This window comes from Microbacterium sp. AC132 (assembly GCF_979258525.1).
The window spans coordinates 2,264,256-2,290,623 of the sequence record NZ_OZ409862.1; the positions used below are offsets into that span (position 1 = coordinate 2,264,256).

A 26,368-nucleotide genomic window follows, 5' to 3' on the forward strand; every position below is an offset into this window, starting at 1 on the left:
TACAGAAGTGGTTACACGGCGGCGCTGCACACCCCCGGCGAGCAAATCGTTAGTATCGCTGAACAGGGGTTCTTGTGGCCTCAAGAGGTTGCTCTCCGCGTACCAAATCGGCGGTACACGCCCCGAGACAGAGAAGAAACCCGCGAGGAGCAGATGTTCCCCGGGGCTTCATGGGCCGTCCTGGCGCTGCGCGTTCAGCTCGGAGTGAGCGCGTGAAGATCCGACTGCCTCGGAATCTCCATCTACCGCCGGTAGACGAGATATGGGATGGTCTAGCGATCCCGTAACGGCACGCCACCGCGCCTCATATGCGGCGCGGTGGCGTGCGGTCTCCTCCTCGGCGGTTGCCTCATCTCTGCCGCCGCGGCCAGACGTGCGGCGTCGATCTCAGCAATGATGTGAGCGGCTTCCATGGCCTGGCGGCGAACCCATCGGCTAGCTCGATTCGTCTATCTCGTGCTTGACGATCTCCTGGAGTGCTTCGTTCATCTCCACTCGCGCGTCCTCAGGGCTAAGCTCGCCGGTCAACACGCGTCGGGCGAGTTCCATCGCGCTCGGTTCGGGATAATTCCCTCCGAGCTGCGCGCCCTTTTCGATCAGAGCAAGCGCTCGTTTGACTTCATCAGGGGTCAGTGGAGGCACCGCTCTATTCTCGCTCCAGACACCGCTGCGAGGGAAGCGGGATCACGGGTGATCTCTTTGCATGCGCGTTCTGGACGCCGCGCACTTTCACGACGGCCAGTCGGCGGAAGCACCTCATAACGAGCCTTTTGTGCGACACCGCGACACGGACGAGCTATTGACTGCGATCGTTCGCCGAAGAGGCGAGCGGATGCCTTTGCTTCCCCGAAAGACTTTTCGGGAAGGAAAGACTTTCGGGAAGGAAAGGCTTTCGGGAAGGAAAGGCTTTCGGGAAGGAAAGGCTTTCGGGAAGGAAAGGCTTTCGGGAAGGAAAGACTTTCGGGAAGGAAAGACTTTCGGGAAGGAAAGGCTTTCGGGAAGGAAAGACTTTCGGGAAAGAAAGGGTTCCCGGGATGGAAAGGTTTTCAGGCGTCGCGTCCGCGAAGCCCCGCTGACCGATTCATTTTCTCCCCGGCGAACCGCTATACAGAGAGGATGCTTCGCACTCGTCTTCTCGCCGCATCGGGCGCTCTCATTCTCGCGGTCGCCGTCGCCGGCTGCTCCGCCCCCGACGCTGACTCGGCGGCTGATTCCTCGCCCTCGGCCTCGGCGAGCACCGTACGCGAAGTCACGCCTTCGCCCTCGGACACCACGGTCGAGCCCGTGCCGTCCGAGTTCCCTCCGGCGCTGCAGCTCGTGAATTATTTCCAAACCCAAGGCCTCGTCGTCGAGGATCCTCGCGACAACACCGCCAAGGGGTGGTGTGACGCCGACGTCTGGGACTGCTCGGAGTTCTTGACCTCCGAGCAGGTGTCGATCGTCATCCTGCCGAGCGCGGATGGCGCCGAGCGGCTGATGGCCACCGGCAGCGCCTACGTCTCCAGCGACGGTCGAGTCGGACTCTCCTTCGCCGCGCAGCGCACACCCGTCGAGCAGCAGGACCAGTTCACCCGCGCGCTCGAGGACTACCTCCTCACGGTGCCCGCTCAGGACTGAGCTTCACTCACCTCACACTTCTACTAACCGCCCGTTGCCCTCCGGTATCGGGGGTTCTTCTTTCGCCGGTGTCCGGCGCTCGTCGCGCGCCTGAGTGGCCGCCGGCAGTGGGGACCGCTCCTGGCCTCGTGGTGGCCTTGACGTGGACTCGCGGCGGTCACTTCGCGCCCACGGAGGGGCGCTCGATGGGGTCACGAGACATGGTTCGGTGCAGATGACCAGCGGGAGGCCACCTGGCGACCAGGGGGAGGCCCGCAGATGGTCACTGCGTGGCCACCCTTGCGTCTCGGGGTCAAGTGTCCTCAAACGGCGCCTCGACTGCGCTCCCGACGGTCGCGCGGTGGACTCGGATTGGTCACTAGACGGTCACAAGGGGGCGTCTAGTGGGCGGGAAGTGACCATCAGTTCCCGACGCTGCCGCGCCGGATTCAGTCAAGAGTCCGACCGATACGCCCCCATCGATGGTGTGACAGCCGTCAGCAGAGAGGCCGCAGCAAGCTGCAGCCTGCGCTGCGCGAGTGGCTAAGGCACCCGCCTCCGGGCGGCCGCGTCGAGGTTGAGTCAGGCTCGCTACGCTCCCCTGGCGTCGCTTCGCTTGAGCTTGTCAACACGGTGCCACTTCGTTCTAAACCGTGTTAACAAGCAAGCCCCGGCTTTCCGGGGACAGAGGATGACCCTGTTGACAGGCTGCCTCCGTCGTTCCTCCTGAGTCAACCTGCCAACAATGAGTTTGAGTCATTCTCTTTACCCCGATCACGCAGCAAATTTGACTCCGATTCCTCGCTGAAGCTCGGCCTCGGGGCCAAAAGAGGAAAAGAGCATAAGAGGAGGTGGCACCGGGCTGCGTTTCTCACCTCGCTTCGCTCGGCGGAAACTTGACCGGTGGTCGGCGTAGCCGACACCTCCCAGGGCGCTTGGCTGTCGCTTCGCTCGGCCCGCTGACGCTGTAGATCTCTCGACCCGGTCTTCTTCTGACTTGTCGAAGGCTCACAGACAGAAGCCCCGCAAGCTGCGTCCAACGTCATCTCGCTGCGGGGAGTGGTTCGTCGTGACTTCCGTGCCGATCGCTGCAGGTTCTGGTGGCAGGTGACTTTGCAAGAACCGCGGGATTCGATATGCGGGTCCTCGGCAGACAGGTTGACCGCTGGTGAGCGCGTGTACCTGCACATGTTCCTGCAACGCCAGGTACGTGGCCGAGGGGCAGAAATCCCAGTTCGTGGGAGGTTTTCGGGCCGTCGGGACGAGGTGATGCAGGCTTTGCACTATTTGCGTCTGATCTGCGATTTTCACAAATGTACCTGGTGTACCTGCCCTCGAACGCAAACCTCTATATAGGAGGCCTACTGGCTCAGGCGAGATGGAGATGTGGACAACGACAATGTCTTTCTCCTTTTCTAGTTAGACCAGGTACACCAGGTACACACCGGGGGAGAGGAGCTTTGAGGTGCAGAATGACGCCGATCTTGATGTAACTGGTGGTGTAACTGGAAGCTCTGATTCCGCAGGTACGTACCAGGTACACACCGCGTGCCGCGCTAGCGGAGGGGCGACGCGAGTGGCAACGCATCGACGGTTGGCATCGGTGTACACGTCGAAGTGTCTGCGGTGCTGTGTACAGTCGTGAGCAAGCCTGAATGACAGTAAAAGGGCAGGGCCAAAGCAGGTCCGACCGGTGGATACGCCAAGCAACCGCTAACGGGTTCGGCTACGAGGTCCTCTTGGAAGTTTGACTTCTAAGGGAGATCCATGTCTTTTTCCACCCCTGTGAGCACGAGCCTGCTGGACTCGTTGATCACGCCGGCAACACTAGCCGAACGACTCGGCACGACCGAGCGCAGCCTGAGCGAATGGCGTATCACTGGCCGCGGACCGAAGTTCATCCGAATCGGTCGCAGCCCCCGCTATCGTCCCGAGGCTGTCGACGAATGGTTGCTCGCGCAAGAGTATGCAAGTACGTCGGAGGAAGCCGCCTGATGGGCAGCGCATACTCGTACGACACAAAGAACGGTAAACGCTGGGAAGCGCGATATCGCAAGCCAGACGGAAAGACCGCTCGCAAAGGCGGATTCACGCGTAAGCGGGACGCTGAGGCGTACATCACCTCGGTGGAGTCCGCAAAGCTGCAAGGCGCGTATATCGCCCCGGGGGAGTCTCGAGTCACGGTCGGTGAACTCGGTGCTGCCTGGCTGACCGCGCATGCCGTCGCGGTGAAGCCGTCCACGTTCCACAGTGACGAGAGTGCGTGGCGCGTGCACGTCGAGCCAGCGTGGGGAACCCGCCGTGTCGGAACGATTCGGCACACCGAGGTTGCTGCTTGGATCGCCGAGCTGAGCGTTGACCGTTCAGCCACGACCGTGAAGCGGTGCCATGGGGTCCTCGCATCGATCCTTGATGGAGCGGTTCGCGACCGCCGGCTCCAGTCCAATCCGGCGCGGGAGGTGAAGACCCCGCGGAAGGTTCGGAAGCAGAGGGCATACCTTACGCATCAGCAGGTCGAACGGCTCGCAACGGCGTCGCTCTATCCCGACGTGGTGCGCTTCCTCGCCTACACAGGTCTCCGTTGGGGTGAAGCGACGGGACTCACGGTTACAGATGTCGATGTGGCGCGACGCCGATTGAACATCTCGTCGAACGCAGTCATCGTCAACGGACATGTGGTCGTCGGGACGCCGAAGACGCACGAACGTCGTACTGTTGTCTATCCGGCCTTCCTGGATGCGGCGATGGCTCAAGCGGTCACGCTCAAGCGACCGGACGAACTGATCTTCCCTGCGGAGACCGGTGGCTACCTTCGGCCGGGCAACTCGAAGTCCGGGTGGTTCGCAGGGGCATGCAAGCGCGCTCGGCTGGAGGACGCGTCTGCTGCTAGGGCGAGCGAGCGCGGAGGGGCGCTTCGTGCGGTCATGCCGCGCGTGACACCCCACGATCTTCGGCACACCGCGGCGTCGCTCGCGATCAGCGCCGGCGCCAACGTCAAAGCGGTCCAGCGCATGCTCGGGCATGCGAGCGCAGCGATGACCCTCGACACGTACGCCGATCTGTTTGACGACGACCTCGACGACGTCGCATCAGCACTCGACAGCGCGCGGGCAGAAGCGTTCGGAGGGGGGCTTCACTACTCGTCTGACGCTAACTGATTCGCGCAGCCTGCATATCGTGGTCGTGCTACTCGCCCAATGTCCCCGCGTCATGCAGGGCTCCGAGAGTGACGAACGGCGGCTGCGCGCCAAGCAGAGGCGTTGACTTGGAGCTCGTGTGAGAGTGACCGCGTGAGAAGTCGCCGCACGCACGGCGCATCTGAATACTCGGGCTGTACTGCGCGTGGACGAGCGATTGTGACCAGTACGGTGAGAGCATGCTCCGCAGACTCGAGATGAAAGAACAATGGCGATTGTTCGAGAAGGGCATGTGGCCCGAAGATCGCCCGCTGGGTCACGCGACCGTCGTGTACGGCCATAACGGCAGCGGCAAGTCCACGCTCGCCGAGCTGCTCTTGAGCCTGGGCGCAGGAAAGGCCGCCACCGGAGTTGTATGGGAGACGAGCGATCAGGTGAAGGTCGCAGTCCCCGCTGGCGGCAGTAGTCCCTCGCCGGCGATGGCTGTCTTCACCCGGGCGTGGGTTCAAGCAAATCTCTCAGAGTTCCTGGCTGGCGAGAATGCCGAGGCCATCGTCACCCTGGGGCAGGAAGCCATCGACTCGAAGGAGACGCAGAAGAGTCTCGAAGAGGAGATCGCCGGCTTGCGCGACAGCGCAGTCGAAGCTGAAGATCTCCGAACCAAGCTCGAGAAGCGCGCAGCCAAGCTTGTGCGCGACGCGCAAGACCGCATTGTCAGCGAGCTTCAGCGATTCGACTACAGCCACTACAGCCGAAACCGCTACTCGGTGGTCAGGGTCGGAGAGATGTTACGAGCTCCGAGGACTGACTTCCCAGACGACGGCGCCCACGCGGACGCTCTCGTGCAACTTGGCGAGGAACCGCCCGTTGCCATTAGTCCAGTACTGGTTGCGCCCCTCGCGCTGAGGGGCGAGCTGAGTGAGCTGGGGTTCATATTGAATCGTACGCCGACACGGGTTGCGCTCGGCGCTCTTGAAGCAGCGCCACACGCACAGACATGGGTTGAGCGGGGCCTAGCGCTCCATGAAGAGCGGGACAACTGCCTTTTCTGCGACGGAGAGATAACGAGTGCGCGGCGACAGCAACTCGCTCAGCACTTCGATAAGAGCTGGCTGGAGATCCGAAGCGCGGCGCAGCAGTTGCTTCGAGTTGTGACCGGACGCAAGCAAGACCTGGAGGCTTGGCTCGACTCGTTGCCGGCTCCGTCGGAACTTGTGAGGGACTTGCAGGTTGTCTATGAACAAGCGGTCGAGCGAGCGCGCGGCGACGTCGACGCACGAGTTAGGAGTCTCGAGCTTGTTGAGGCCGCTCTCGCAGCCAAGGTCGCTGATCCAAGTGCGGTCCCTGACGAACCCGACTGGTCTGTTCTCGGCGACGCAGTCTCCGCAACCGTTCTGTCAGAGGCCGTACACGACCACAACGAACAAGCGAAAGGCCACCGAGAGCTTACCGAACAGCGCAAGTCGGTTGTTCTGGACCACATCGTCGGATCCCACGGCCAGGCCTTTCGCGATTTGGAGAAGCAAGTAGCAGATGCGAAGAGCGCCAGCGATACTGCTGCCAAGTCGGTCGAACTAGCCAGCCGCAATCTGGATCGCGTGCGGCAGGAGCAGTTCACGACGAAGGATATGGCCGACAAGCTCACGCGCGATCTGGCACGTGTCTATGGGAAGGCACATCTCAGCATCGCCGTGACCGATGATGGCAAGTCCTACACCTGTCGACGGGGTGAAAAGGCGGGCACCAATTTGAGCGAGGGAGAACGCACCACGTTGTCGCTGCTCTACTTTCTCCGGAACCTTGAAGATCAGCAGACACACGGTATCGACCCGCGGGAACGCATCGTTGTGATTGACGACCCTTCCAGTTCGCTTGACCGCGAAGCATTGTTTGCCACCCATCAGTGGCTTTTTAGCACTCTTCAGAACTTCGGTCAGTACGTCGTTCTGACTCATGACTTCAATTTGCTACGCCTCTTCATCACATCGCATAGGAGCAGGTGGAGCGCATCTGCCAAGGCTCTGCGCGACGGCGATACCAATGAGGCGAGATTCCCGAGGGTCGCGTTCCTGGAAATGTTCGCAGCCACGAAGGAAGGGAAGCGGGCGACGAAGGTCGGCCCGTTGCCGGATCTCCTGCGGAACAGCACATCCGAGTATGCGTATCTCTTCTCGATGGTGATGAAGGGGGTCCACGACGGCGAGGATCATGAGCGCCTGTTCTTGCTCCCCAATGCCGCCAGGCGGGTACTCGAGTCATTCGCTAGCTATAAGGCACCGCATCTGCCGAACTTCCTCCAGCAGCTGGAAGCACTAGTGCTGGCTGACCCCGATGAGCCATATCGTGACGTGTACGACTTCTGCAATCGCTTTTCCCATGGCGAGGGTAACGAAACAGTCGAAGTGCTCGATGCGAGGGTTGTGCATGGCCAAGTCCGCCGTTGTATGGAGTTCCTGCGGGCGGTTGACAGAGAGCACTTCGACAACATGTGTAAGGCCGTGAAGGTGGACCCCGAAGCGCTCTCGTAGTCGCTTCGATATGTAAGGTGCTCGGCCCGGCGAACAGCTCCAGACCTTGGCGACGCTCGTCCATGTCAGCCCCGCGACCCCAGCGGCCGATGGACGTCGTGACCTGCAACGAGACTGGCCACAGGGGTGCAGCTCTACGTCACGGGCAGATTCACGAGGTGCATACTCAGGCCCCCGTCACCGCTCCCGAGCAGCATTTACGTTTGATGATGGGTGGGGCGACCAAGGTCGCCCCACCCATCATGTTGGCTGCAGGCTTATGGGCCTATCCGACAACGTCGCCGTCCACGTTCTCCTGTGTTTTCAGCAGTAGCGAAGCTCGCACGAGAGTGCTTCTCAGCCCTCGGGCCGCGACCGCGAGCTCTCCCTAGTCGTCGTCGCGGAAGATGACTTCCAGCACGAGTTGCCGATCAGGATCCGGTAGAAGCTTTACCTTCCCGAGGAGCAGGGTCGCTGCAAGATCGGTAGGGAGGATTGATCGCAAACTTCCCCAGTGTGCGGTCACTGCTTGGCGAAACGCAGGGTACCAACGATCCGTCGCTGCCTCCCGCAACCCCTTGAAGATGAACTGAAGAACGTGCGCCGCAGTCCACGACATCGTTAGGGCCGCTCGGATGAAGAGCGCGAGGTTGTCGACTGCTTCTTCTTCTGTGCCCGCGATCCCCGTGACATATCTGGCGCCTACGGCTGCCCAATCCTGCATCGCATCCGGTTCGGCTACGCATCTTTCCATGCCACGAACGATGATCTCGATTTTGCTGGCCGCGGACGTCGGACCGCCGTGCAAGATTGCCTGCCCCAGCCCGGCGGGTGCGAGGCCAATAGCAGCCGCCAGTTCCCAAGGGTTTTTCCTGTAGCGAATCCCAACGAGATGTTCACGAATAAGAGCCGCGTCGATGACGTCAGCTTGCTCTTCGGTGAGCTGCCCGGCGGCACGCATGTACTCCACAACTGTCGGCGTCCCGAAGGATGATATTCCGAAGGCACCAGCTATCTGTCTAGTCGCAGCATCATCGCACCAGAGGGGAACGTCCGCTTCGGCAGCCCGGAGGATCGCCTCGGACCACGCTCCTAAGAGGTCTTCGAATTGTTCGGTCGGAGGCGCCAGCTGTGGCGGATCCGATCGTTCGGCGAGCCGGAGGAGAACGATCAGCTTTTCTGTTAGGCGACGGCGCTCCGCGACCTCCTCCTCGGGAATGAACATGACGGTCGGACCCTGATCGACGGTGCTCGGGACGAAGACATCGCCGGCCCGCTCAAAATCGATCCCCGCATCATTCGCGTCGCGAAGTTGACCATATGTGCCGAACAGTCGTTTGGGAACACGGCTGAGCACTTCCGCGAGGTCGTCATCAAGAGTTGCGAGGGTTAGGGCTGCCGTTGTGTCCAGGGCGGCGCCCCGCAAGCTGGCTACTTCGACGGCCGTGTAGTCCACGGGTCTCTCATCCGAACCACCCGCGAAGCGAGGCGAATGGCGGCTCTTGACGAGTATCTCGGCAAGGCCCCGCCGCGAGAAGTGGGCGATCAACCCGACGGGCAACGACCCATCGCGCAGGTGGGCATCAAGGTCATTGGTAGGGCGGGGACCACCGGCAGCTCGATCGATCGCAGCAAGCAGCTCCTTCGGATCATCTCCCTCCATCGTCACGGCCCAAACCAGACGGGGGCGATCGGGGAAGTCCGTGTGATATTCGTCAGCTAGGGCGAGTAGCTGCACTTCGGTGTCTCGATACTCGATGGGGGCGATTAACAATGCGCCCACTGCTAGCCGTCGAACCTGCTCGTGAGAAGAGAATCTATGGCTCAGACTGAGAACTTCGCTCACCTGCGCCATCTCTGTGCCGAAGCGCTGGAAAAGATGCAGCCACATAGACGCCTGACCGGCGTCATGAGGGACACGGCACACCGGGTGTGCTTTCCATTCCTTGAACGCCTGGAGGTCGTCGGCAGCGTGATTGTAGGCAAAGACCAATGACCAGGCTGCGTCGGCTGCATCGGGTTCGATGCGCAGCAGAGCTCGCGCTGGCAGGATGAGCTCTTCCCACTGCCTGTCCTGATACATCGCCTGGATTTGTAGTCGAAGGGCACGCGCACGTGCCCCCAGGCTTGTCCGCCCGCAACGATAGCCCGTTGTGCCCGATCGACGGCCTTCTCATGGTCGCCGCGATCGAGGTGATACCGCGCTGCCCGGAACCATTCGTCAGGATCGCCCCACCGACGCGCTGATTGTTCGGCGAGGCGGAGAGCGTCATCGGGTCGTTCGTGTTCGGCGTAATACTGGCCCAGGGCGCGGGCGAGCCTCGGGTTATCTAGCGCCGCGGATGCCGCGCGCGACTCAGCGCCGGGCTGCTCTCGAAACAGGGCCGCAATACTGTCAATCTCGTCGCACAACTGGGCGTTGAGCGGGCGCATGATCTCGACGAAGGGATGCACGATGCCGCGATGAGCAAGAACAGAGCAGATCGCTGCTTTCTCGTTCCAGTCCTCGGTGGCATCTACCGCTTCGGACCATAGTCGGACGGCCTTGTCACCCTCCACTTCGAGTTCAGCCTCACGTGCTGCGAGTTGCAGTCGCATCGAGGCTGATGCGGTTTCGCCCATTAGTGTGTGCGCGCCTGACAGCTGTCCCGTGTGGAGAAGCGCGAGCGCCGCGGCGTTGCGAACACTAGCGTGAGCGGCTTCGGCAGCGGTCGCCTCTCCTTCTGGGGTAGCAGTGAAAAGCGCCTTCGCGCGGTCATAGTCTTGAAGCAGCATGGAGGCTTCGATGGCAAGCACGACTGCCTCAGAGTTGGGAACTCCGGTCCGTCGCTGGCTGTTTCTGATATCGATCGCGAGGCGCCGCGCCGCCGACAGATCTTCGGTTTGAGTGTGAAACTCACCCACCAGGGACCGCGCGATGAGAGCACGAACGCCGATTACGCCTGCGGCTCCAAACCCGTCGGCTTCGAACGCATCTACCGAGAACTCGATAGCCTCGTCGAGTCGTCGCGCCTCGATTAGCTGCTGCGCGCGAATGGAGGCCGCGAGAGCTCGTTGCATCGCTGTCTGCGGAGTCCAGTCCAGCAGGTGCTGCTCTCGCTCGGAGAGCTCGTTGTCCGTTAAGATCGCCTCGATCAACGGGTGCCCGCGATCGTGGGCGAGGAGGTCAAGTGCGTCCGACTCCGAACGATTGATCCCCACGATCTGCACAAGCCAGTACGCGCGTGGAGTGGCTCCGCCTTCGAGCGCACGCTCGATCCAGGCGCGCGCGTTAGTGTGGTTCCCGCAGGTGATCGCTAGGAGACCGAGCCACCCGTCCACAGCTTCGCTCTCTTCGAGCCACGACGGCCGGGCACGAAGCCAATCCTTGAGAGTCTCGCCACGCTCCTGCGGCTTGGCAAGCGTTCGAAGCATCCGGAGCAAGGCCCGCTCGCCGATCGCACCCTCCAGCGCTCGCGCATCCTCCGCGAGCGCCGCGGGAAAGTGGGCAAGAGCGGACTCCATCGTGTCCTTGCCAAGCTCCGCCATCTCTGTGATCGGAACGATAACTTGCTCGTACACCAGCGCTTGGGAGTCACCAGCGCTTAGTTGTCGTGCGGTCGCAGTCCGCAGAAGAGGGAGCAGAAACCCGCTTGGAGGCCCCTCGAGGCCGTCGCATCTAATCGTGTCGAGGAGTTCTCTGGCAGCCGTACCAGCAGGACCATTTGTTTTGCAGGCGGTCATCAAATCAGAGTTCATGAGCGCAGCGCGGAGGGGCTTTAGTGGCACTTTCACGCCTAGCTCTTGCGCCGCGGATGCAGCGCTCCTCGCGATGCGCCATTCAAGCGTCAGCTTCTTCCCGAGACCGACGGCAGCAGAAGTAGCCACCTTGCCGCCGGCAGAGATCGCCGCCCCAGTTATCGGATCAATCACGTTGGCCTCCTTGAGGCGAGCATACGATGGGCAACCGACATGAATAGCGAAAGGCCGAACTGAGCGATCGGGTGCTCCGGTACCACGCCGAGTCGGTCGCTGAGGGTACGGGTCGCGACGTGCGCGACTCACGTCACTCTCGTAACCCGGCGTGTTGAGTCGTCTTCACGCTCACGTTCGTAACCGACTTCTGCCCTGAGCGTTAGCGGTAACGCAGCAGTAACGGAACTCGTGCGGGACTAGGTGAGCTGGTGTGAGCAGATGTGGGTCGCTTCCTTGTTTTTCCGCTGTTCCGCAAGAGCTGGACCCAGGGTCTGGACTGCAGAATGGGTTCAAATCCCACCGTCACCGCCATGGAAACCCCCGAGAAATCGGGGGTTTTTCCGTATCCGGGGTCTGGCGTGGTGCATTTTCGGTGCGTGTTCAGGTTTGAGGAGTTGGAAGCTCGCGGCTCCTCCGACCTCGTGTTTGCGATCTGGGTCAATCCTGCCGTCGGCACGAAGGCCCCGGCTTCCTCCGGAACGCGACGGAGGAGCGTTCTTCGCCGTGGTTGCACCGAAGTCGAAGCCCCCCACTCGACTTTAATAAATTTATGATCTAACCGCTTGACGGGGAGTGCTCGGGAGGGGAGTCTGGTTCCGCCGCCGCTTCGACGAGGAAGCGCGGAAAGGAGACGAAGATGAGATTCCCTACTCGGATGGCTCGGATGGCTCGGATGGCTCGGATGGCTCGGATGGCTCGGATGGCCCTGGGTGCCGCGCTCGTGCTCGGCCTGGTCGCCACTGCGGTCGGCCAGCCAGCGCCTGCTGAAGCGTTCACTCCGAAGAGCAAGGCGTCGGTCCTGCAATACCTCCGCGCCATCACTGGCTCGAACATCGTGTCGGGTCAGCACAACAAGGAACCGGCCAGCGCGCCCGCCCAGTACACGCAACAGGTCAAGGACATCACCGGTCAGTACCCCGGACTGTGGGGAGGGGACCTGATGTTCCGATCGCAGGACGCGGCAAACCGTCAGCGTGTGATCGACCAGGCCAAGACGGAGTGGGCGAACGGCTCGCTCGTCACCCTCGCCTGGCATGCCTGTTCGCCCACGGGTCCATCGACCTGCGAGTTCGAGGGCGGTGTGAAGACGCAGATCACGAACACGCAGTTCACGCAGATCGTGACCGGAGGCACCGCGTTGAACAACACGTGGCGTCAGCGCATGGCCGAGGTCGTCCCCTACCTCCGTCAGCTCAAGGATGCCGGCGTGCCGGTGCTCTTCCGGCCATTCCACGAGATGAACGAGACCTGGAACTGGTGGGGTGGGCGCCCGGGCGCGAACGGCGGAGCGAAGATCTTCCAGCAGATGCGCGACTACTTCGACGCGCAGGGCCTCGACAACCTGATCTGGGTGTGGAACATTCAAGACAACCCGGCGGGCGGATGGTCGAACTACTACCCGGGTGCCTCATACGTGGACGTCGTCTCGCTCGACGCCTGGTACAAGAACTACCCGAGTGCGGCCGACTACCAGCAGCTCCAGTCGATCGCAGGGACGAAGCCGATCGCGATCGCCGAGATGGGCAAGGTGCCCGACGCGAACTTCCTGCAGTCTCAGACGCGATGGTCGTACTTCATGATTTGGTCGGAGCAACTCCGCGGCAACAACTCGAACACGGAGATCCAGAACGCGTACTTTCACCCCAGGGTGCTGAATCAGGGCGAGGTGGTGCTGCCGTAGGGGTCGGCGGGAGGAGAGAAAGACGATCTCGGAAGAGGTGATATGCAGGAATTCGCAACATCGCAAGGCAGAGTCCGGGGTGCGCGCGTGCGCACCCCGGATGGCGACGCCATCGCAGTGCTCGGCGTGCCGACGGCGAAGGTGCCTGAGCGTTTCCGGCCTGCCGTCCCGGCCGACCGTTGGGCCGGACTCCGCGTGAGCGCACAGGGGCCGCTCGCGTGGCAGGGCGCCGGTTCGGCCGGCGCCCTGCCTATGAGCGAACAGGATTGTCTGACTGCGAACGTCTGGCTGCCCGCGACGCAGTCCGACCCGCGCGCCGTGCTCGTCTGGGTGCACGGCGGAGCGCACCTTGTGGGCTCGAACGGCGATCCGCTCTGCGACGGTGCGCGTCTCGCCGCCGCCCAAGATCTGATCGTCGCCGCGATCAGCTACCGCCTGGGGGCGTTCGGCCACCTTCGTCTCGACCATCTGCTCGGTGACGACTACGCGGACGCCGGCAACCTCGCGCTCGGGGACGCGCTCTCTGGGATCACGTGGGTTCGCGATGAGATCGCGGCGTTCGGAGGAGACCCTTCGCGGATCACGGTCATGGGGCAGTCGGCCGGCGGCGCGATCGTCTCGTTCCTGCTCGCGGAGAGCGACGACGAGGCGCCATTCCAGCGGGTCATCATCGAGAGTGCTCCGGCGGAGCGAGCACACACCCCCGAACAGGCCGCTGAGGTCACCGCGGAGCTGCTCTATGAAATCGGCGGAAGAGGTGCGGATCCGCGCGATCTGCTGCGAGCACCGGCGCCGGAGATCATCGCAGCCCAGCAGCGCGTCGTCGAGAGATGGCAGGGGGCGCTGCGCGGACCCGCCACCCCGTTCCGTCCGATCATCGACGGTCGCTTCGTGCACGACCTGCCGAGGCGGCGGATCGCTGACGGGTGCGGCATCGCGATCGACGCACTCATCGGCACCGCTCGCAACGAGGCGAGCGCATCAGTGGACCTGATGCATCTCGCAGCACATGACGCTCTGCGCGCGCTCGAGTCCGAACTCGAGAGCATGGGGCGAGGAGGCGAAGCGGGTTCGTACATCTCGGCGTGCGCTGAGGATGACCGTCGAATGCTCACCCCGGCCGAGGTGCTCGAGTCGCTGGTGACCGACCGACACTACCGCGGTCCGACGAATCGGCTGCTCGAGGCGCGTCGGCGCACCGGAGCCCGCACATTCGCCTATCTGTTCGCGTGGCCGCGACCCGACACGGCATCCTGGTCGCGCCGAGCCGGGCACTCGCTCGAGCTGCCGTTCGTCTTCCGTCATCTCGATGACAGCGCGGCAGCGGTCGAGGAGGTCGGCGACGCACCGCCCCGGGGGCTCAGCGAGAGCATGAGCGCACTGTGGGCCAGCTTCGTGCGCTCCGGAAGCCCTCATGCGGCGAGTGTCGCCCAGTGGCCACCTTTCGCCGAGGGCCGCGCCACACTCGTGCTCGATGAGCAGATCGATGTGGTCCACGACCCGTTCGCCGGTCGTCGCCGTTGGGCATCTTCTCGTGACGTCGGCAGGTGGTCCCCCGCATCAGCCGAGTGAAGGTCCGTGCCCGGGGGCGATCGTGCCCTGCAGCACAAGCGAGGCCGCGCCGATCGCCGCTGTGTCTCGAGGATTCGCCGACAGCTCCACCAGGATCGGATGTGCACGTCGCGCGAAGAAGCTCTGCTCGAGCCGGGAGCGGATCGTCCGTGTGTAGAGCGAGCCCGCCACCGCCATCCCCGGCCCGGCAAGGACGAGGCGGTCGAGATCGAGAAGGTTGGCCAGGGTCACCGTGGCCGAGGCGATCTGATCGGCGGATCGCTGCAGGAGGCCGAGTGCCGTGTCGTGTCCGCCTATCGCGGCCCGGGCGAGTTGATCGAAGTCCCTGCTGAGCGACTCCGGGTCGAATCCGAGGCTGAGATCGCTGAGATCGCCGCGCACGTCGTGAGCGGCGTGCATGACGGCCTCCGGCGCGGCATAGCGTTCGAGGCATCCGCGGTTGCCGCAGTGGCACGGGACTCCATCGGCATCGATGCTGACGTGGCCCAGCTCGCCGGCGTTCGAGCTGGAGCCGCGGTAGAGGGCACTGTCGAGCACCATGCCTGCGCCGATTCCCGTGCCCATGTAGATGCAGGCGAACGACTCCGTCCGCGACACCTGTCGACTCCAGAACTCTCCGACGGCGGCGGCGGCCGCGTCATTGTCGACGATGACGGGAGCGTCGATGGCTGACTGAAGCTCCTGCTTGAGCGGGAACTCGTCCCATCGCGACAACGTCGGCGGCCCGAGCAGAACTCCGCCGACCTGCGCGATAGGTCCTGGCGCGACGATGGCGACGCCAGCGATCGACGCCGGAGGAAGGCCTACTGCGTCCACGAAATCGCGATAGAGCGTGGCGATCCGGGTGATGACCTCTTCGGGCGGTGCCGATCCGGCTCCGTTGACGAGCTGGCGTCCCACCACCCCGCCCCGCACATCGGTGGCGACGAGGGTGATCGACTCGAAGCCGAGTTGAATACCGATCCCGTACTTGGCGCTCGCGTTGATCTCGAGCAGAGTGCGTGGCTTGCCTCCCTGTGACGCCGCGCGGCCTGACTCTCTGACCAGTCCGGCCTCGATGAGGCGGCGCACGATGTTCGACACGGACGGTTGAGTGAGCCCGGTCGCCTGAGTCAGTTCGGTTCTGCTGATCGGCCCTGCCGATCTGATCAGGTCGACGATGAGCGCCTGGCTGCCGGGGCCGGACTGTATCGACTCGCGCCGGGCCATCTGTGTCTCCTGATCATCGAGCGCGTACTGTGAGGGGCGCACACGACGATCCGATCACGAAAGGTCGCCCACCCGATGGGTCCCGATTTCGAACAGACTATCGCGCAGGTGCGGCCCATCGGCCTCACACTGTTCCGCGCCTCCGAGATCTACGGCGCCGAGCCGTTCTACCACGAGCTGATCGCCGGAATCGATCGTGTGGTCCGGCCCGCAGGTCTTTCAGTGCTGCTGCGCGTGCTCTCCACACGCGAGGAGGAGATACTGCAGCTGGAGCGATGGCACCGAGAGCATGTCGTCAGCGCGTTCATCCTGGTCGACGTCGTCGACGACGACGAACGTGTGTCTTTCGCTGAGCGCAGCAGCATTCCCGCGATCGTGATCGGGGCACCTGCCTCGGCCAAGGCTCTCCCGGCCGTGTGGACGAACGATGCGCTCACGATGCGCGAGGCCGTCGACCGCCTCGTCGCGAGTGGGCATCGTCGGCTCGCACATGTCACCGGCCCCATCGAACTGACGCATACCGAATCCCGCGTCGAGGCTTTCGCGGCTCTCGTCGATGCGCTCGGCCTCGACGCCGTCAGCCTCACCGGCGACTACTCGCGAACCTCGGGTTTCGAGGCCATGAACATCCTGTTGGCGAGCGAAGGGCGGCCCTCTGCCGTGATCTTCGACAGTGACCTCATGGCGCTGGGCGGACTCGACGCGGCACAGCAGGCCGGGCTTCGCATACCCGAGGACATTTCCGTCGTGGCATGGGATGACTCGGCGCAATGCCAGCTCTCGGAGCCACCCCTCTCCGCCCTGAGCCACGATGTGCAGCGCATCGGCGAGATCGCCGGGGAGGAGCTGCTGGAACTGCTCGCCGGCCGGCCGGCGCAGACTCGCGAAGCTCCCCACGCGGTGTTCATCGAGCGCGCGACGTCGGGACCCGCCCCGATCGAGTGACCGATTGGTGCCGACTCCGCCGACATCAATCTGTTACATAAATTAATAATCTTAAGTCTTGACTCTGATGTCTCCGCCAGCGATGCTGGATGCCGAGCGACGAGGCAACCCGGCCCTTCGTCCGCGAACGAAGGAGTTCTCATGAACCGGAAACCGATCCTCGGTCTCGCCGCGATGACGGCGGTCGGCGCGATCGTCCTCGCTGGATGCTCGGGCGGAGCGAGCAACGACGACGGTGAGCCGTCGGGCGAGATCACGGTCCTGACCAACCGCACCGACCTCGTCGACACGACCTTCAAGGAGTACGCGAAGACGTTCGAAGAGGAGTATCCGGGTACGACGGTGAAGTTCGAAGCGCTCACCGACTATGAGGGCGACACGAAGATCCGCCTCAACTCGCAGGACTACGGCGACGTGCTCCTCATCCCGAGCTCGAACGTGACGAAAGACCAGTACGCGAACTTCTTCGAGCCGCTGGGCACGGTCGAAGAGCAGTCTGAGACCTACCGCTTCGCGAATGAGGCATCGTTCGATGGCACGGTGTACGGCGTGTCCACGTTCGGTTCGGCGATGGGCTACGTGTTCAACCGGGATGTCTGGACGGAGGCGGGCATCACCGAGCCGCCGGCGACTCAAGAGGAATACCTTGACGCCCTCGAGAAGATCAAGGCGACGGGCTCGATCCCGTACTACACGAACTACAAGGACGGCTGGCCGCTCGCGACTCTGGAAGGCAACCTGGGCGCGACCCAGGGGCCCGAGGTCCGCTCCGAGATGATCGAGACGGACGACCCATGGTCGGAAGGCAACGACCAGTACAACATCGACGGGCTGCTCTTCGACACTGTGGCAGCAGGACTCAGCGAGCCCGACCCGACGACCACCAACTGGGAGGAGTCGAAGAACCTCCTCGCATCCGGTGAGATCAGCTCGATGGTCCTCGGCTCCTGGGCGGTGTCGCAGATGCAGGATGCTGCCGAGAAAGCCGGCGAGTCGCGCGATGTCATCGGCTTCTGGCCGATGCCCTGGAAGACCGATGACGGCTTCACGTCGGTGACCGCGTCCGACAAGTTCCTGGCGATCAGCAAGCACTCGGACAACAAGGCGACGGCCAAAGCGTGGATCGACTGGTTCACGAACGAGTCCGGATTCGCCGCAAGTCAGGGAGCGATCAGTCCGGTCATCAGCGATCCCGCGCCGGACACTCTCGCGGACTTCGCCGACCTCGGAGTCACCTACCTGGAGCTCGCGCCCGATCCCGTCGGCAAGGAGGCCGTGATCAACGACATCGCCAACGAGGCCGAGATCGACCTCTTCGGCAACACCTACCGGCAGAAGCTCATCGATGTCGCGCGCGGAGCCGCGGACGGAGACAAGGAGAGCGTATTCGCTGATCTCAACGAGCGCTGGGCCGCGGCGCGGGCTGCCGTCGCCGAGTAATCCCCAGGTCGTCCGGCTCCGATTCCCCCGGAGCCGGACGGCCATCCTCACCGAAGAGAGCAGACATCATGGCAATCGGACAGGGAACGTCGCCCGCCACGAGGGCGTTGGTGACGACCCGACCTCGCAAGGGCCGCGAACAACAACCCCTGCGAGCGAGGAGACAGAGCGCAGGGTTCACGCCATGGCTCTTTCTGGTGGTGCCCCTCGCCTTTCTGGTCGTGCTCACCTACGTGCCGGTGGCGAACATGCTCTGGTACAGCCTCACGTCGTGGGATGGGCTCGAGCCGCAGAAGGACTTCGTCGGGATCGACAACTTCGTGCAGATCTTCACGAAGCCCGAGATCTTCCAGGTGTTCTTCGTCAGCCTCTATTACCTGGTCGGGGCTGTCGCCCAACTCGTGCTCGCGCTGTACCTCGCCACGCTCCTGAGCTTCCGCACACGCTTCAAGAACCTCTTCAAGGGCGTCATCTTCTTCCCCTACCTGATCAACGGGGTCGCGATCGGGCTGGTGTTCCTCTACTTCCTCCGCCCTGGCGGCACCCTCGACGCGCTTCTCGTCGCCGTCGGGATCCAGGACCCGCCTCAGTGGCTGGGCGACCCCTCGTTCGTCAACGCCTCCCTCGCGGCCACGTCGGTCTGGCGCTACATGGGGCTCAACTTCGTACTCTTCCTCGGTGCGATCCAGTCCGTGCCGGCAGAACAGTACGAAGCCGCCGACATCGACGGGGCGAACTCGTGGCATAAGTTCCGCTTCATCATCCTCCCGAGCATCCGTCGCATCCTCGGGCTGTCCTTCATCCTCGCGATCGCCGGCGCGCTGTCGGCGTTCGAGATGCCGTACATCATGACCGGCGGGGCGAACGGGTCGGAGACCTTCGTGATCCAGACGGTCAACACGGCGTTCAAATTCTCGAAGGTGGGCCTCGCGTCGGCGATGGCGGTCGTGCTCCTGGTGATCGTCCTTGTCATCACGTTCGTCCAACGTCGGGTCTTCCCCGATGAGAAGGGAGGCGAGTCATGACCGTGACCGCAGTCCGCACGCAGGGCGCGCCGCCCGAGCCCTCGTCCTCGCGCGAATCTCGAGCGCGCCGACGCGCGAGCACCCACAGACGCGGAGCCGCAGCGCTGACGGCGACGACCCTGAAGGACGCATCGCTCATCATCGCGAGTCTCTTCGCCGTCGTGCCGCTGGTGACCATCTTCATGCTCGCCTTCAAGACCGACCGGGAACAGCGAACGACCGGGCCGCTGACCCCGCCGTCGAACTGGTTCAACCTCGACAACTTCGTCGTCGCCTTCGACCAGGGCGGTATGGTCACCGGATTCCTGAACACCGCGATCATCCTGCTGGTCTCAGTGACGGGGACGATTCTGATCGGCACGATGGCGGCCTACGCTCTGGACCGCTTTCGCTTCCGGGGTCGCAAGCTCGTGATGGCGCTGTTCCTGCTCGCGACCCTCGTGCCGTCCGTGACGACGCAGGTGGCCACTTTCCAGGTCGTCTCCGCGCTCGATCTCTTCAACACACGTGGCGCGGCGATCCTGCTGTTCATGGGCACCGACATCGTCGCGATCTACATCTTCCTGCAGTTCATGCAGTCGATCCCGATCTCACTCGATGAGGCGGCGATGCTCGATGGCGCGAACCGCTTCACGGTGTACTGGCGCATCATCCTCCCGTTGTTGAAGCCCGCCGTCGCCACCGTGGTGATCATCAAGGGCATCGCCATCTACAACGAGTTCTACATTCCCTTCCTCTATATGCCCTCGCAGGATCTGGGGGTGATCTCCACGTCGCTGTTCCGTTTCATGGGTCCGTTCGGTGCGCAGTGGCAGATCATCGCAGCCGGCACCGTGCTCGTCATCATTCCGACGCTCGTCGCCTTCCTCTTCCTGCAGCGATACATCTACAACGGCCTGACATCTGGAGCAACCAAGTGAGCATCACCGACATCACCACCGCCCGTCCATCGACCACCCGTGCGCTGCATGAGGGGTGGAGTCTGCGCGCCACGGGAGGTGCGGTTCCTGCGTCCTTCTCCGGTCTGAGCGTCCCGGCGACCGTCCCGGGCCTGGTCCACACAGATCTTCTCGACGCCGGGCTGATCCCGGATCCTTTCCTCGACCGCAACGAGCACCTGGTGACCTGGATCGGCTCCACTGACTGGGAGTATCGCACCGCGTTCGACTGGACGCCTGACGGGCACGATCGCCACGACCTCGTCTTCGAAGGACTCGACACCGTCGCGACCGTCACACTGAACGGCAGCGTCGTGGCTGAGACGCGCAACCAGCACCGCACCTACCGCCTCGATGTCGATGCGCTCCTTCGGGAGGGGGAGAACGAGCTCGTCGTGCACTTCGGCTCGCCGGTCGCAGCCGCCGATCGTGCGAGCCTCGAGATCGGGTATCGGCCGCATACCTACTTCCACCCCTTCAACGCCATCCGCAAGGCCGCCTGCAACTTCGGGTGGGACTGGGGTCTCGACGCCGCATCGGCAGGGCTCTGGAAGCCGGTCAGCCTGCACGCGTGGTCGGGGGCACGTCTCGCGTCCGTGCGTCCGGTCGTCACGGTGGACGGTGACGACCGTCGCGTGGCGGTGCACGTCGAGGTGGAGCGCGCAGGCGATGCCGACGTGACCCTGGCTGCGGCGGTCGCCGGGGTGACCGGCCGCGTCGAACTCGGTGCCGACGAGACCATCGCCGTCGTGGACCTCGCCGTCCCCGACGCTGAGCTCTGGTGGCCGCGTGGTTTCGGTGAGCAACCCCTTTACGACCTCGCTGTGACGCTCGAGCAGGTTGGCGAACACATCGCGGACTGGACGCGTCGCATCGGGTTCCGCACCGTCGAGGTCGAGTTGGAACCGGACGCCGAAGGCACGTCCTTCCGCTTCGTCGTGAACGGTGAGGCCGTGTGGGTGCGAGGGGCGAACTGGATTCCCGACGACGCCTTCGTGACCCGAGTCGATCGTGCTCGTCTGTCGCGCCGCCTCGACCAGGCGGAGTTCGCGAACATGAATCTGCTCCGGATCTGGGGCGGCGGCTACTACGAGTCGGATGACTTCTACGAGCTGTGCGATGAGCGCGGCATCATGGTCTGGCAGGACTTCCTCTTCGCCTGTGCGGCGTATGCCGAAGAGGAGCCGCTGTGGAGTGAGGTCGAGGCCGAGGCCCGCGACAACATCACGCGTATCATGCCGCATCCGAGCATGGTGCTGTGGAACGGCAACAACGAGAACATCTGGGGTTTCGAGGAGTGGGGCTGGGAGAAGCGCGTGCAGGGCCGCACCTGGGGAATGGGGTACTACCTCGACCTCCTGCCTCGTCTCGTCGCCGAACTCGATCCGGCCGGGAACTACACCGCGGGGAGCCCGTGGTCGGGAACGCCCGAGATCCCCGCGAACGACCCCGACCATGGCTCTGTGCACCTGTGGGAGCTGTGGAACCGCGTCGACTATCCGGCCTATCGTGACGTCTCACCCCGATTCGTCGCCGAGTTCGGATGGCAGGGGCCTGCCACCTGGTCGACGATCGAACGAGCGATCTCGGACTCGCCCCTGACGCCCGAATCGCCGGGGATGATCCATCACCAGAAGGCGACAGACGGCAATGACAAGCTCACCGATGGGCTCGTTGCGCACCTGCCGCTTCCGGATGACACCGAAGACTGGCACTGGGCCATGTCGCTCAATCAGGCCAACGCCGTGACCGTCGCCATCGAGCACTTCCGCTCGCTGAGCCCACGGTGCATGGGATCCGTCGTCTGGCAGCTCAACGACTGCTGGCCGGTGACATCGTGGGCGGCTGTCGACGGGGATGAGCACGCGAAGCCCCTGCTGTACGCGCTTCGACACGTCTATGCGGATCGCCTGGTCACCGTGCAGCCGCGCGGCGAAGGACTCGTCGTGGCGGTGCTCAACGACAGCCCCGACGCCCTGACGGAGGATCTGATCGTCCGGCGACTGCGGTTCGACGGGACGGAGCTGGCATCGGCGACGATCCCGCTCGACCTCGATCGTCGTTCCTCGGTCACCGTCGACATCCCTCCGGGGGTGGCGATCGTGTCGTCCCACGTGGATGAGGTGATCGTGGCCACGGTCGGCACCGAGCGGGGGTTCTGGTATTACGCGGAAGCGCGTGACTCCAGCCTTCCAGCGCCGGCGTTCACCACCGATGCGCAGCCCTGTGAAGACGGCTATACGGTCACTGTCACGGCCGAGGTGTTCCTGCGGGATCTGGCTCTGCTCGTCGACAAGGTCGACCCTGCAGCCGTCGTCGACGACCAGCTCGTGACGATGCTGCCTGGCGAGACTGTCACTTTCCGGGTGCGCACCAGCGCGACGCTTGATCCCGCCGATCTGGTGTCGACTCGCGTACTGCGCACGGCGAACCAGTTGGTCGCGGACTGGGCGCGATGAGCATCGTCTCAGATTCCCCGAGGTCGATCGCGCTGGCGATCGACCTGGGGGGCACCAAAGTCGAGGCGGCGCTCGTCGACTCGGAGGGCGCGATCCTGCCTGGCAGTCTCCACCGCGAACCGACGGGGTCGGGAGCTGGCCGGCGCGAGCTCGAAGAGTCGATCGACCGCGCCGTGCGCGCATCGATCGAGCGAATGCCGGAGACGGCAGCACTGATCGGAGCCGGGGTCGGGTCGGCCGGCCCCGTCGACCTGGGCCGCGGGACGGTGAGTCCGAAGAACCTAACGGAGCTGCACGGTTTCGACTTCGCAGCTCACCTGGATCGGCTGGTCCCCGGTCTGCCCGTCGTCATGCGTCTGGACGGCACCTGCATCGCCCTCGCCGAGCACTGGCTGGGGGCCACCCGTGGCGCAGCGCACTCGATGGCGATGATCGTCTCCACTGGAATCGGCGGCGGAATCATCCTCCACGATCGGCTCATCTCCGGGCGCAGCGGCAACGCAGGGCATATCGGACAGGTGCAGATCGCCACGCGTACCGAGTCGGACTCCGCCGACGACGTCACGCTCGAACGGATCGCGTCCGGCCCCCGCAGCGTTGCCTGGGCGCAGGCGAACGGGTGGTTGGGCGGCACGGGGGAGGAGCTGGCCGCAGACGCAGCCCGCGGAGAACCGGTCGCGCGCGCCGCGATCATCCGCTCAGCGACGGCCGTCGGCCAGGCGATCGCCAGTGCGGCGACGCTGCTCGACCTCGAGATCGTCGCCGTCGGCGGGGGATTCACCGCGGTCAGCACCGATTACCTCGAGCTCGTCCGTCGCGCGGTGCAGGACGCGATCGTCTTCGACTACGCCGCCGACGTGATCGTCATCGGCTCGGCACTCGACGGAGCCGGCCCGATCCTCGGCGCCGCCGCACTGATCCACCGGACGGAAGCGCTCGGCAGCACCATTCCCGAACCTCTGCACGACCCCAGACGAAGGAGCCTGGCCCGATGAACCGACACACACCCCGCCCCCGAAGCACCGGTGGCCGCCGACTCTCGGCGGGTATTCTCGCCGTCGCGGTGGCCGCAGCGCTGCTGCCGGCGGCTGCCGCCCCGGCCTCGGCAGCGCCTGAAGACTGGACCTCGCTCAACAGCACCTTCGTGCAACGCGACGGCAGCCGGCTCGTGCTCGACGGTGACACATTCCGCTTCAGTGGGCCGAACATCTACTGGCTGGGGCTGGACGAGAACGTCGGCGGAGTGGACTACCCGACCGCGTTCCGTATCGCCGACACTCTCGACGCCGCCGCACGGATGGGGTCGACGGTCGTTCGCACGCACATGATGACCTCGACCGGCCAGGACGGCGCGAACCCGCTGGCGATCATGCCGACCATCGGGGAGATCAACGAGGAGGCATTCGCGACGATCGACTTCGCGATCGCGTACGCCGGCACGCTCGGCATCCGCTTGATCCTGCCGCTCACCGACGAGTGGGAGTACTACCACGGAGGACACCGAGACTTCACGGCACCCTTCGGGCTGGCATCAGCCGACTTCTACACCGACGATCGAGCGATCGACGCCTATCAGGACTACGTCGACACCATCCTCCAGCGCACCAACGCGCTCACCGGCATCCGGTATGTGAACGATCCGACCATCATGGCGTGGGAACTCGGAAACGAGTTGGAGGGGATGACGGCGCCTTGGATCGACCAGCAGGTTGCCTTCATCAAGGAGCGCGCCCCGCAGCAGCTCGTCGCCGCCGGCCGTCGGTTCGACATCGATCCGGACACACTCGCCGCCCCGGCGCTCGACATCGTCGATGTGCACTACTACCCGCCGACGCCATCGCGCGTGTCTGCCGATGCCGCTACGGTGGCGGCCGCTGGGAAGGTATACATCGGCGGGGAGTACGCCTCGACCGCTGCCAGCACCGAGCTGCTCGATCCGTTGCTCGAGGATCCGAACGTGACGGGAATGCTGTTCTGGTCGCTGTTCGGCAATAACGACAGGGGCGGCCTCGTGCCGCACGACGACGGCTTCACCCTCCATGCGCCCGGCGCCACCGACGCAGAGCAAGCTCGAGTGTCGGCGATCTCGGCGTACGCCGACGCCGTCGGCGGTTCATCAGCGCAACCCGACATCGGCACGCCCCTGATCGTCGCGATCGACCGCGCGGACGGAATCAATACGGTGGCGTGGCGAGGCGCGGGAGGCGCCTCGTCCTACCGGCTGGAGCGGTCCACCGACGGAGTCGCCTGGGCGCAGGTCAATACCGCAGCCCTAGGTGCGGATGCTGGATCGTCAACGGACTTCGTGTCGCCATCCGGCGCAATCTATCGGGTCGTCGCCGTGGATGCCTCGGGCGTCGATGCGGCGGTGTCGGAGCCGGTCGCGACCGAGACCGACACCCGAGTGCTCGTCGATCCGCTGGAGTCCTGGCTCCTCACCGAGGCGCACGAGAACGTGACCATCGATCCCCGTGCGGACGGCACCAGCATCGTCCCGATCGGTGACGACGCGACCATCACCTGGAAGCAGGATCGCCTGACCGCCGCGAACTTCATCATCTCCGGGTCGGTCGTCGTGGAGTCGAGTGCGGATGCCGTGAGTTGGACGACGGCATCGACGCAGTCGGACGATGGAGTGCTGACGGCACGTGACCTCGTCGGCCCCTACCTCCGAGTGAGGTTGGCGGGTGACGCGAGCATCTCGCGAGCCACGATCTGGTCAGCTGTCGATGCGCCGAACGGGCCGCCTGCAGCATTCGGATTGATCGCCCCGGCGACGGGCAGTATTGATGTGACGGCTACCCCCACGTTCACGTGGGAGGCTGCATCGGGCGCGGCCTACTACCGCTTCACCCTCGCGACGTCGGCTGATCTCGCCAGCCCCCTGTTCATCGCGGACGGTATTCAGGCGACAACGGTCAGGCCGGATGTAGAACTGGAGCCGGGGGAGCGATACTGGTGGTCAGTGGCGGCCATCAACGGAGTCGGATCCACCGCCTCGTCTGCGGGACCCGCCGACTTCGCCATGAAGTCCCTGCCGAGCGATCCGCTGGTCGTCGAGGACTTCGAATCTTATGCCGATGATGAGGCCCTCGCCGCGACCTACGTGCGCAACACCGGCGGCGGCGCTATCACTCCCGCGCTTGCAGCAAACCCCGAGACGGGTTCTCAGGCGATGGTCGCCGCCTACGACCTCGGCGGTCCCGGCTACGCGGGCGTCGTGCGAACGTTCACTCAGCCTCAGGACTGGTGGGGGTACGCCGGACTCGAGTTCTGGGTCCAGGGCACACCCGGCGACGCAGTGACCGTCCAATTCGTCGCGCAGGGCTCCTACTGGGAGACGGTCGCCCCCATCGAGGGTGACGGGTGGCAGCGCGTGGAGATCCCCTTCTCCGATTTCGCAGCTCCGGCATGGGCGCCCGACGCCGCCTTCGATCCGACCTCGGTGACTCAGCTGGGGATCTACCTCGGAGGTGAGGGAGCCGGTGAACTTCGCGTAGACGATGTGGTCACCGTCGTCCAGGCAGTGGACCCGGCTCCAGAGGAGGAGCCTGGGCCTGAGAATCCTGGCACCGGCGAACCCTCGGGCGGCGGGGGAGGCGCTGAAGGATCCGGGGCAGGGAACGGCGGCGAAGACCTGGCGAGCACAGGAGGGGCTGTCGGGCCGTGGGTGTTCGTAGGGCTAGTCATCCTTGCCCTCGGAGGAGCACTCCTCGTGCGGGGGCGTCTGCGGAGGAGCTGACGGAGACGCACGCTGACGTTGACGGCCGCCCCCGATGCAGTGGGGGTGGCCGTCAACGCTCTCTCGTCCTCTCCCTTGTTTCGGGCGACGGCGATACGACTCCGGAGTGTGAAGCGTGGATCGACACCGGCGACCACTCGTTTCAGATCGTCGAGGAGCCGCG

General features: G+C 64.2%; 17 protein-coding genes. 13 read left to right on the forward strand and 4 right to left on the reverse strand.

Annotation, left to right across the window (positions count from 1 at the left end; translation table 11 throughout):
* Window positions 1–435: 435 nt before the first annotated feature.
* A complete protein-coding gene (locus ACZZZQ_RS10740; protein WP_150115111.1) occupies window positions 436–642 on the reverse strand; it encodes a hypothetical protein in 207 nt (68 codons plus the stop codon).
* A gap of 474 nt (window positions 643–1,116) precedes the next feature.
* Between ACZZZQ_RS10740 and ACZZZQ_RS10745 the strand changes: the two genes are divergently transcribed.
* From ACZZZQ_RS10745 to ACZZZQ_RS10760, 4 genes are all read left to right on the forward strand, one after another.
* Entirely contained in the window at window positions 1,117–1,617 is a 501-nt protein-coding gene (locus tag ACZZZQ_RS10745; protein ID WP_311258535.1) for a hypothetical protein, read from the forward strand.
* Between the two features lie 1,746 nt (window positions 1,618–3,363).
* Entirely contained in the window at window positions 3,364–3,591 is a 228-nt protein-coding gene (locus ACZZZQ_RS10750; protein WP_267415933.1) for a helix-turn-helix transcriptional regulator, read from the forward strand.
* Window positions 3,591–4,754, forward strand: a complete 1,164-nt coding sequence (locus tag ACZZZQ_RS10755) for a tyrosine-type recombinase/integrase (protein ID WP_396653579.1) — start codon at window positions 3,591–3,593, stop codon at window positions 4,752–4,754. Before ACZZZQ_RS10750 ends, ACZZZQ_RS10755 begins: the two co-directional genes overlap by 1 nt.
* Before the next feature lie 218 nt (window positions 4,755–4,972).
* A complete protein-coding gene (locus ACZZZQ_RS10760) occupies window positions 4,973–7,261 on the forward strand; it encodes an AAA family ATPase (protein WP_267415931.1) in 2,289 nt (762 codons plus the stop codon).
* A 367-nt stretch (window positions 7,262–7,628) separates the two neighbouring features.
* Here the strand turns inward: ACZZZQ_RS10760 and ACZZZQ_RS10765 are convergent, their stop codons facing one another.
* Together ACZZZQ_RS10765 and ACZZZQ_RS10770 are read right to left on the reverse strand one after the other, a co-directional pair.
* Window positions 7,629–9,086: a PIN domain-containing protein gene (locus tag ACZZZQ_RS10765; protein ID WP_463507512.1), complete on the reverse strand. Its 1,458-nt coding sequence runs from the start codon at window positions 9,084–9,086 to the stop codon at window positions 7,629–7,631.
* On the reverse strand, window positions 9,083–11,152 hold the full coding sequence (locus ACZZZQ_RS10770) for a hypothetical protein (RefSeq protein ID WP_463507513.1): 2,070 nt from the start codon (window positions 11,150–11,152) through the stop codon (window positions 9,083–9,085). Before ACZZZQ_RS10770 ends, ACZZZQ_RS10765 begins: the two co-directional genes overlap by 4 nt.
* Window positions 11,153–11,831: 679 nt before the next feature.
* Between ACZZZQ_RS10770 and ACZZZQ_RS10775 the strand changes: the two genes are divergently transcribed.
* Window positions 11,832–12,875 (forward strand): glycosyl hydrolase, encoded by a 1,044-nt coding sequence (locus ACZZZQ_RS10775; protein WP_463507514.1) that lies wholly within the window; start codon window positions 11,832–11,834, stop codon window positions 12,873–12,875.
* Between the two features lie 42 nt (window positions 12,876–12,917).
* Entirely contained in the window at window positions 12,918–14,447 is a 1,530-nt protein-coding gene (locus ACZZZQ_RS10780) for a carboxylesterase family protein (RefSeq protein WP_463507515.1), read from the forward strand.
* Here ACZZZQ_RS10780 and ACZZZQ_RS10785 read toward each other — a convergent pair.
* The gene (locus ACZZZQ_RS10785) at window positions 14,436–15,656 is read right to left on the reverse strand and encodes an ROK family transcriptional regulator (RefSeq protein WP_463507516.1); all 1,221 of its coding nucleotides are present in this window, start codon (window positions 15,654–15,656) and stop codon (window positions 14,436–14,438) included. The two genes, ACZZZQ_RS10780 and ACZZZQ_RS10785, sit on opposite strands and share 12 nt — an antisense overlap.
* 108 nt (window positions 15,657–15,764) lie before the next feature.
* Here ACZZZQ_RS10785 and ACZZZQ_RS10790 point away from each other — a divergent pair, with 108 nt between their 5' ends.
* From ACZZZQ_RS10790 to ACZZZQ_RS10820, 7 genes are all read left to right on the forward strand, one after another.
* The gene (locus ACZZZQ_RS10790; RefSeq protein WP_463507517.1) at window positions 15,765–16,601 is read left to right on the forward strand and encodes a LacI family DNA-binding transcriptional regulator; all 837 of its coding nucleotides are present in this window, start codon (window positions 15,765–15,767) and stop codon (window positions 16,599–16,601) included.
* 141 nt (window positions 16,602–16,742) lie between these two features.
* A complete protein-coding gene (locus ACZZZQ_RS10795; RefSeq protein ID WP_061016443.1) occupies window positions 16,743–18,041 on the forward strand; it encodes an ABC transporter substrate-binding protein in 1,299 nt (432 codons plus the stop codon).
* A 197-nt stretch (window positions 18,042–18,238) separates the two neighbouring features.
* On the forward strand, window positions 18,239–19,066 hold the full coding sequence (locus ACZZZQ_RS10800; RefSeq protein WP_463507518.1) for a carbohydrate ABC transporter permease: 828 nt from the start codon (window positions 18,239–18,241) through the stop codon (window positions 19,064–19,066).
* The gene (locus ACZZZQ_RS10805) at window positions 19,063–19,986 is read left to right on the forward strand and encodes a carbohydrate ABC transporter permease (RefSeq protein ID WP_463507519.1); all 924 of its coding nucleotides are present in this window, start codon (window positions 19,063–19,065) and stop codon (window positions 19,984–19,986) included. The genes ACZZZQ_RS10800 and ACZZZQ_RS10805 overlap by 4 nt, the downstream gene beginning before the upstream one ends.
* Window positions 19,983–22,463, forward strand: coding sequence for a glycoside hydrolase family 2 protein (locus tag ACZZZQ_RS10810; protein ID WP_463507520.1), 2,481 nt, complete (start codon window positions 19,983–19,985; stop codon window positions 22,461–22,463). Before ACZZZQ_RS10805 ends, ACZZZQ_RS10810 begins: the two co-directional genes overlap by 4 nt.
* Entirely contained in the window at window positions 22,460–23,458 is a 999-nt protein-coding gene (locus ACZZZQ_RS10815) for an ROK family protein (protein ID WP_463507521.1), read from the forward strand. Before ACZZZQ_RS10810 ends, ACZZZQ_RS10815 begins: the two co-directional genes overlap by 4 nt.
* Window positions 23,455–26,205, forward strand: a complete 2,751-nt coding sequence (locus tag ACZZZQ_RS10820; RefSeq protein WP_463507522.1) for a CIA30 family protein — start codon at window positions 23,455–23,457, stop codon at window positions 26,203–26,205. The genes ACZZZQ_RS10815 and ACZZZQ_RS10820 overlap by 4 nt, the downstream gene beginning before the upstream one ends.
* Window positions 26,206–26,368 lie beyond the last annotated feature (163 nt).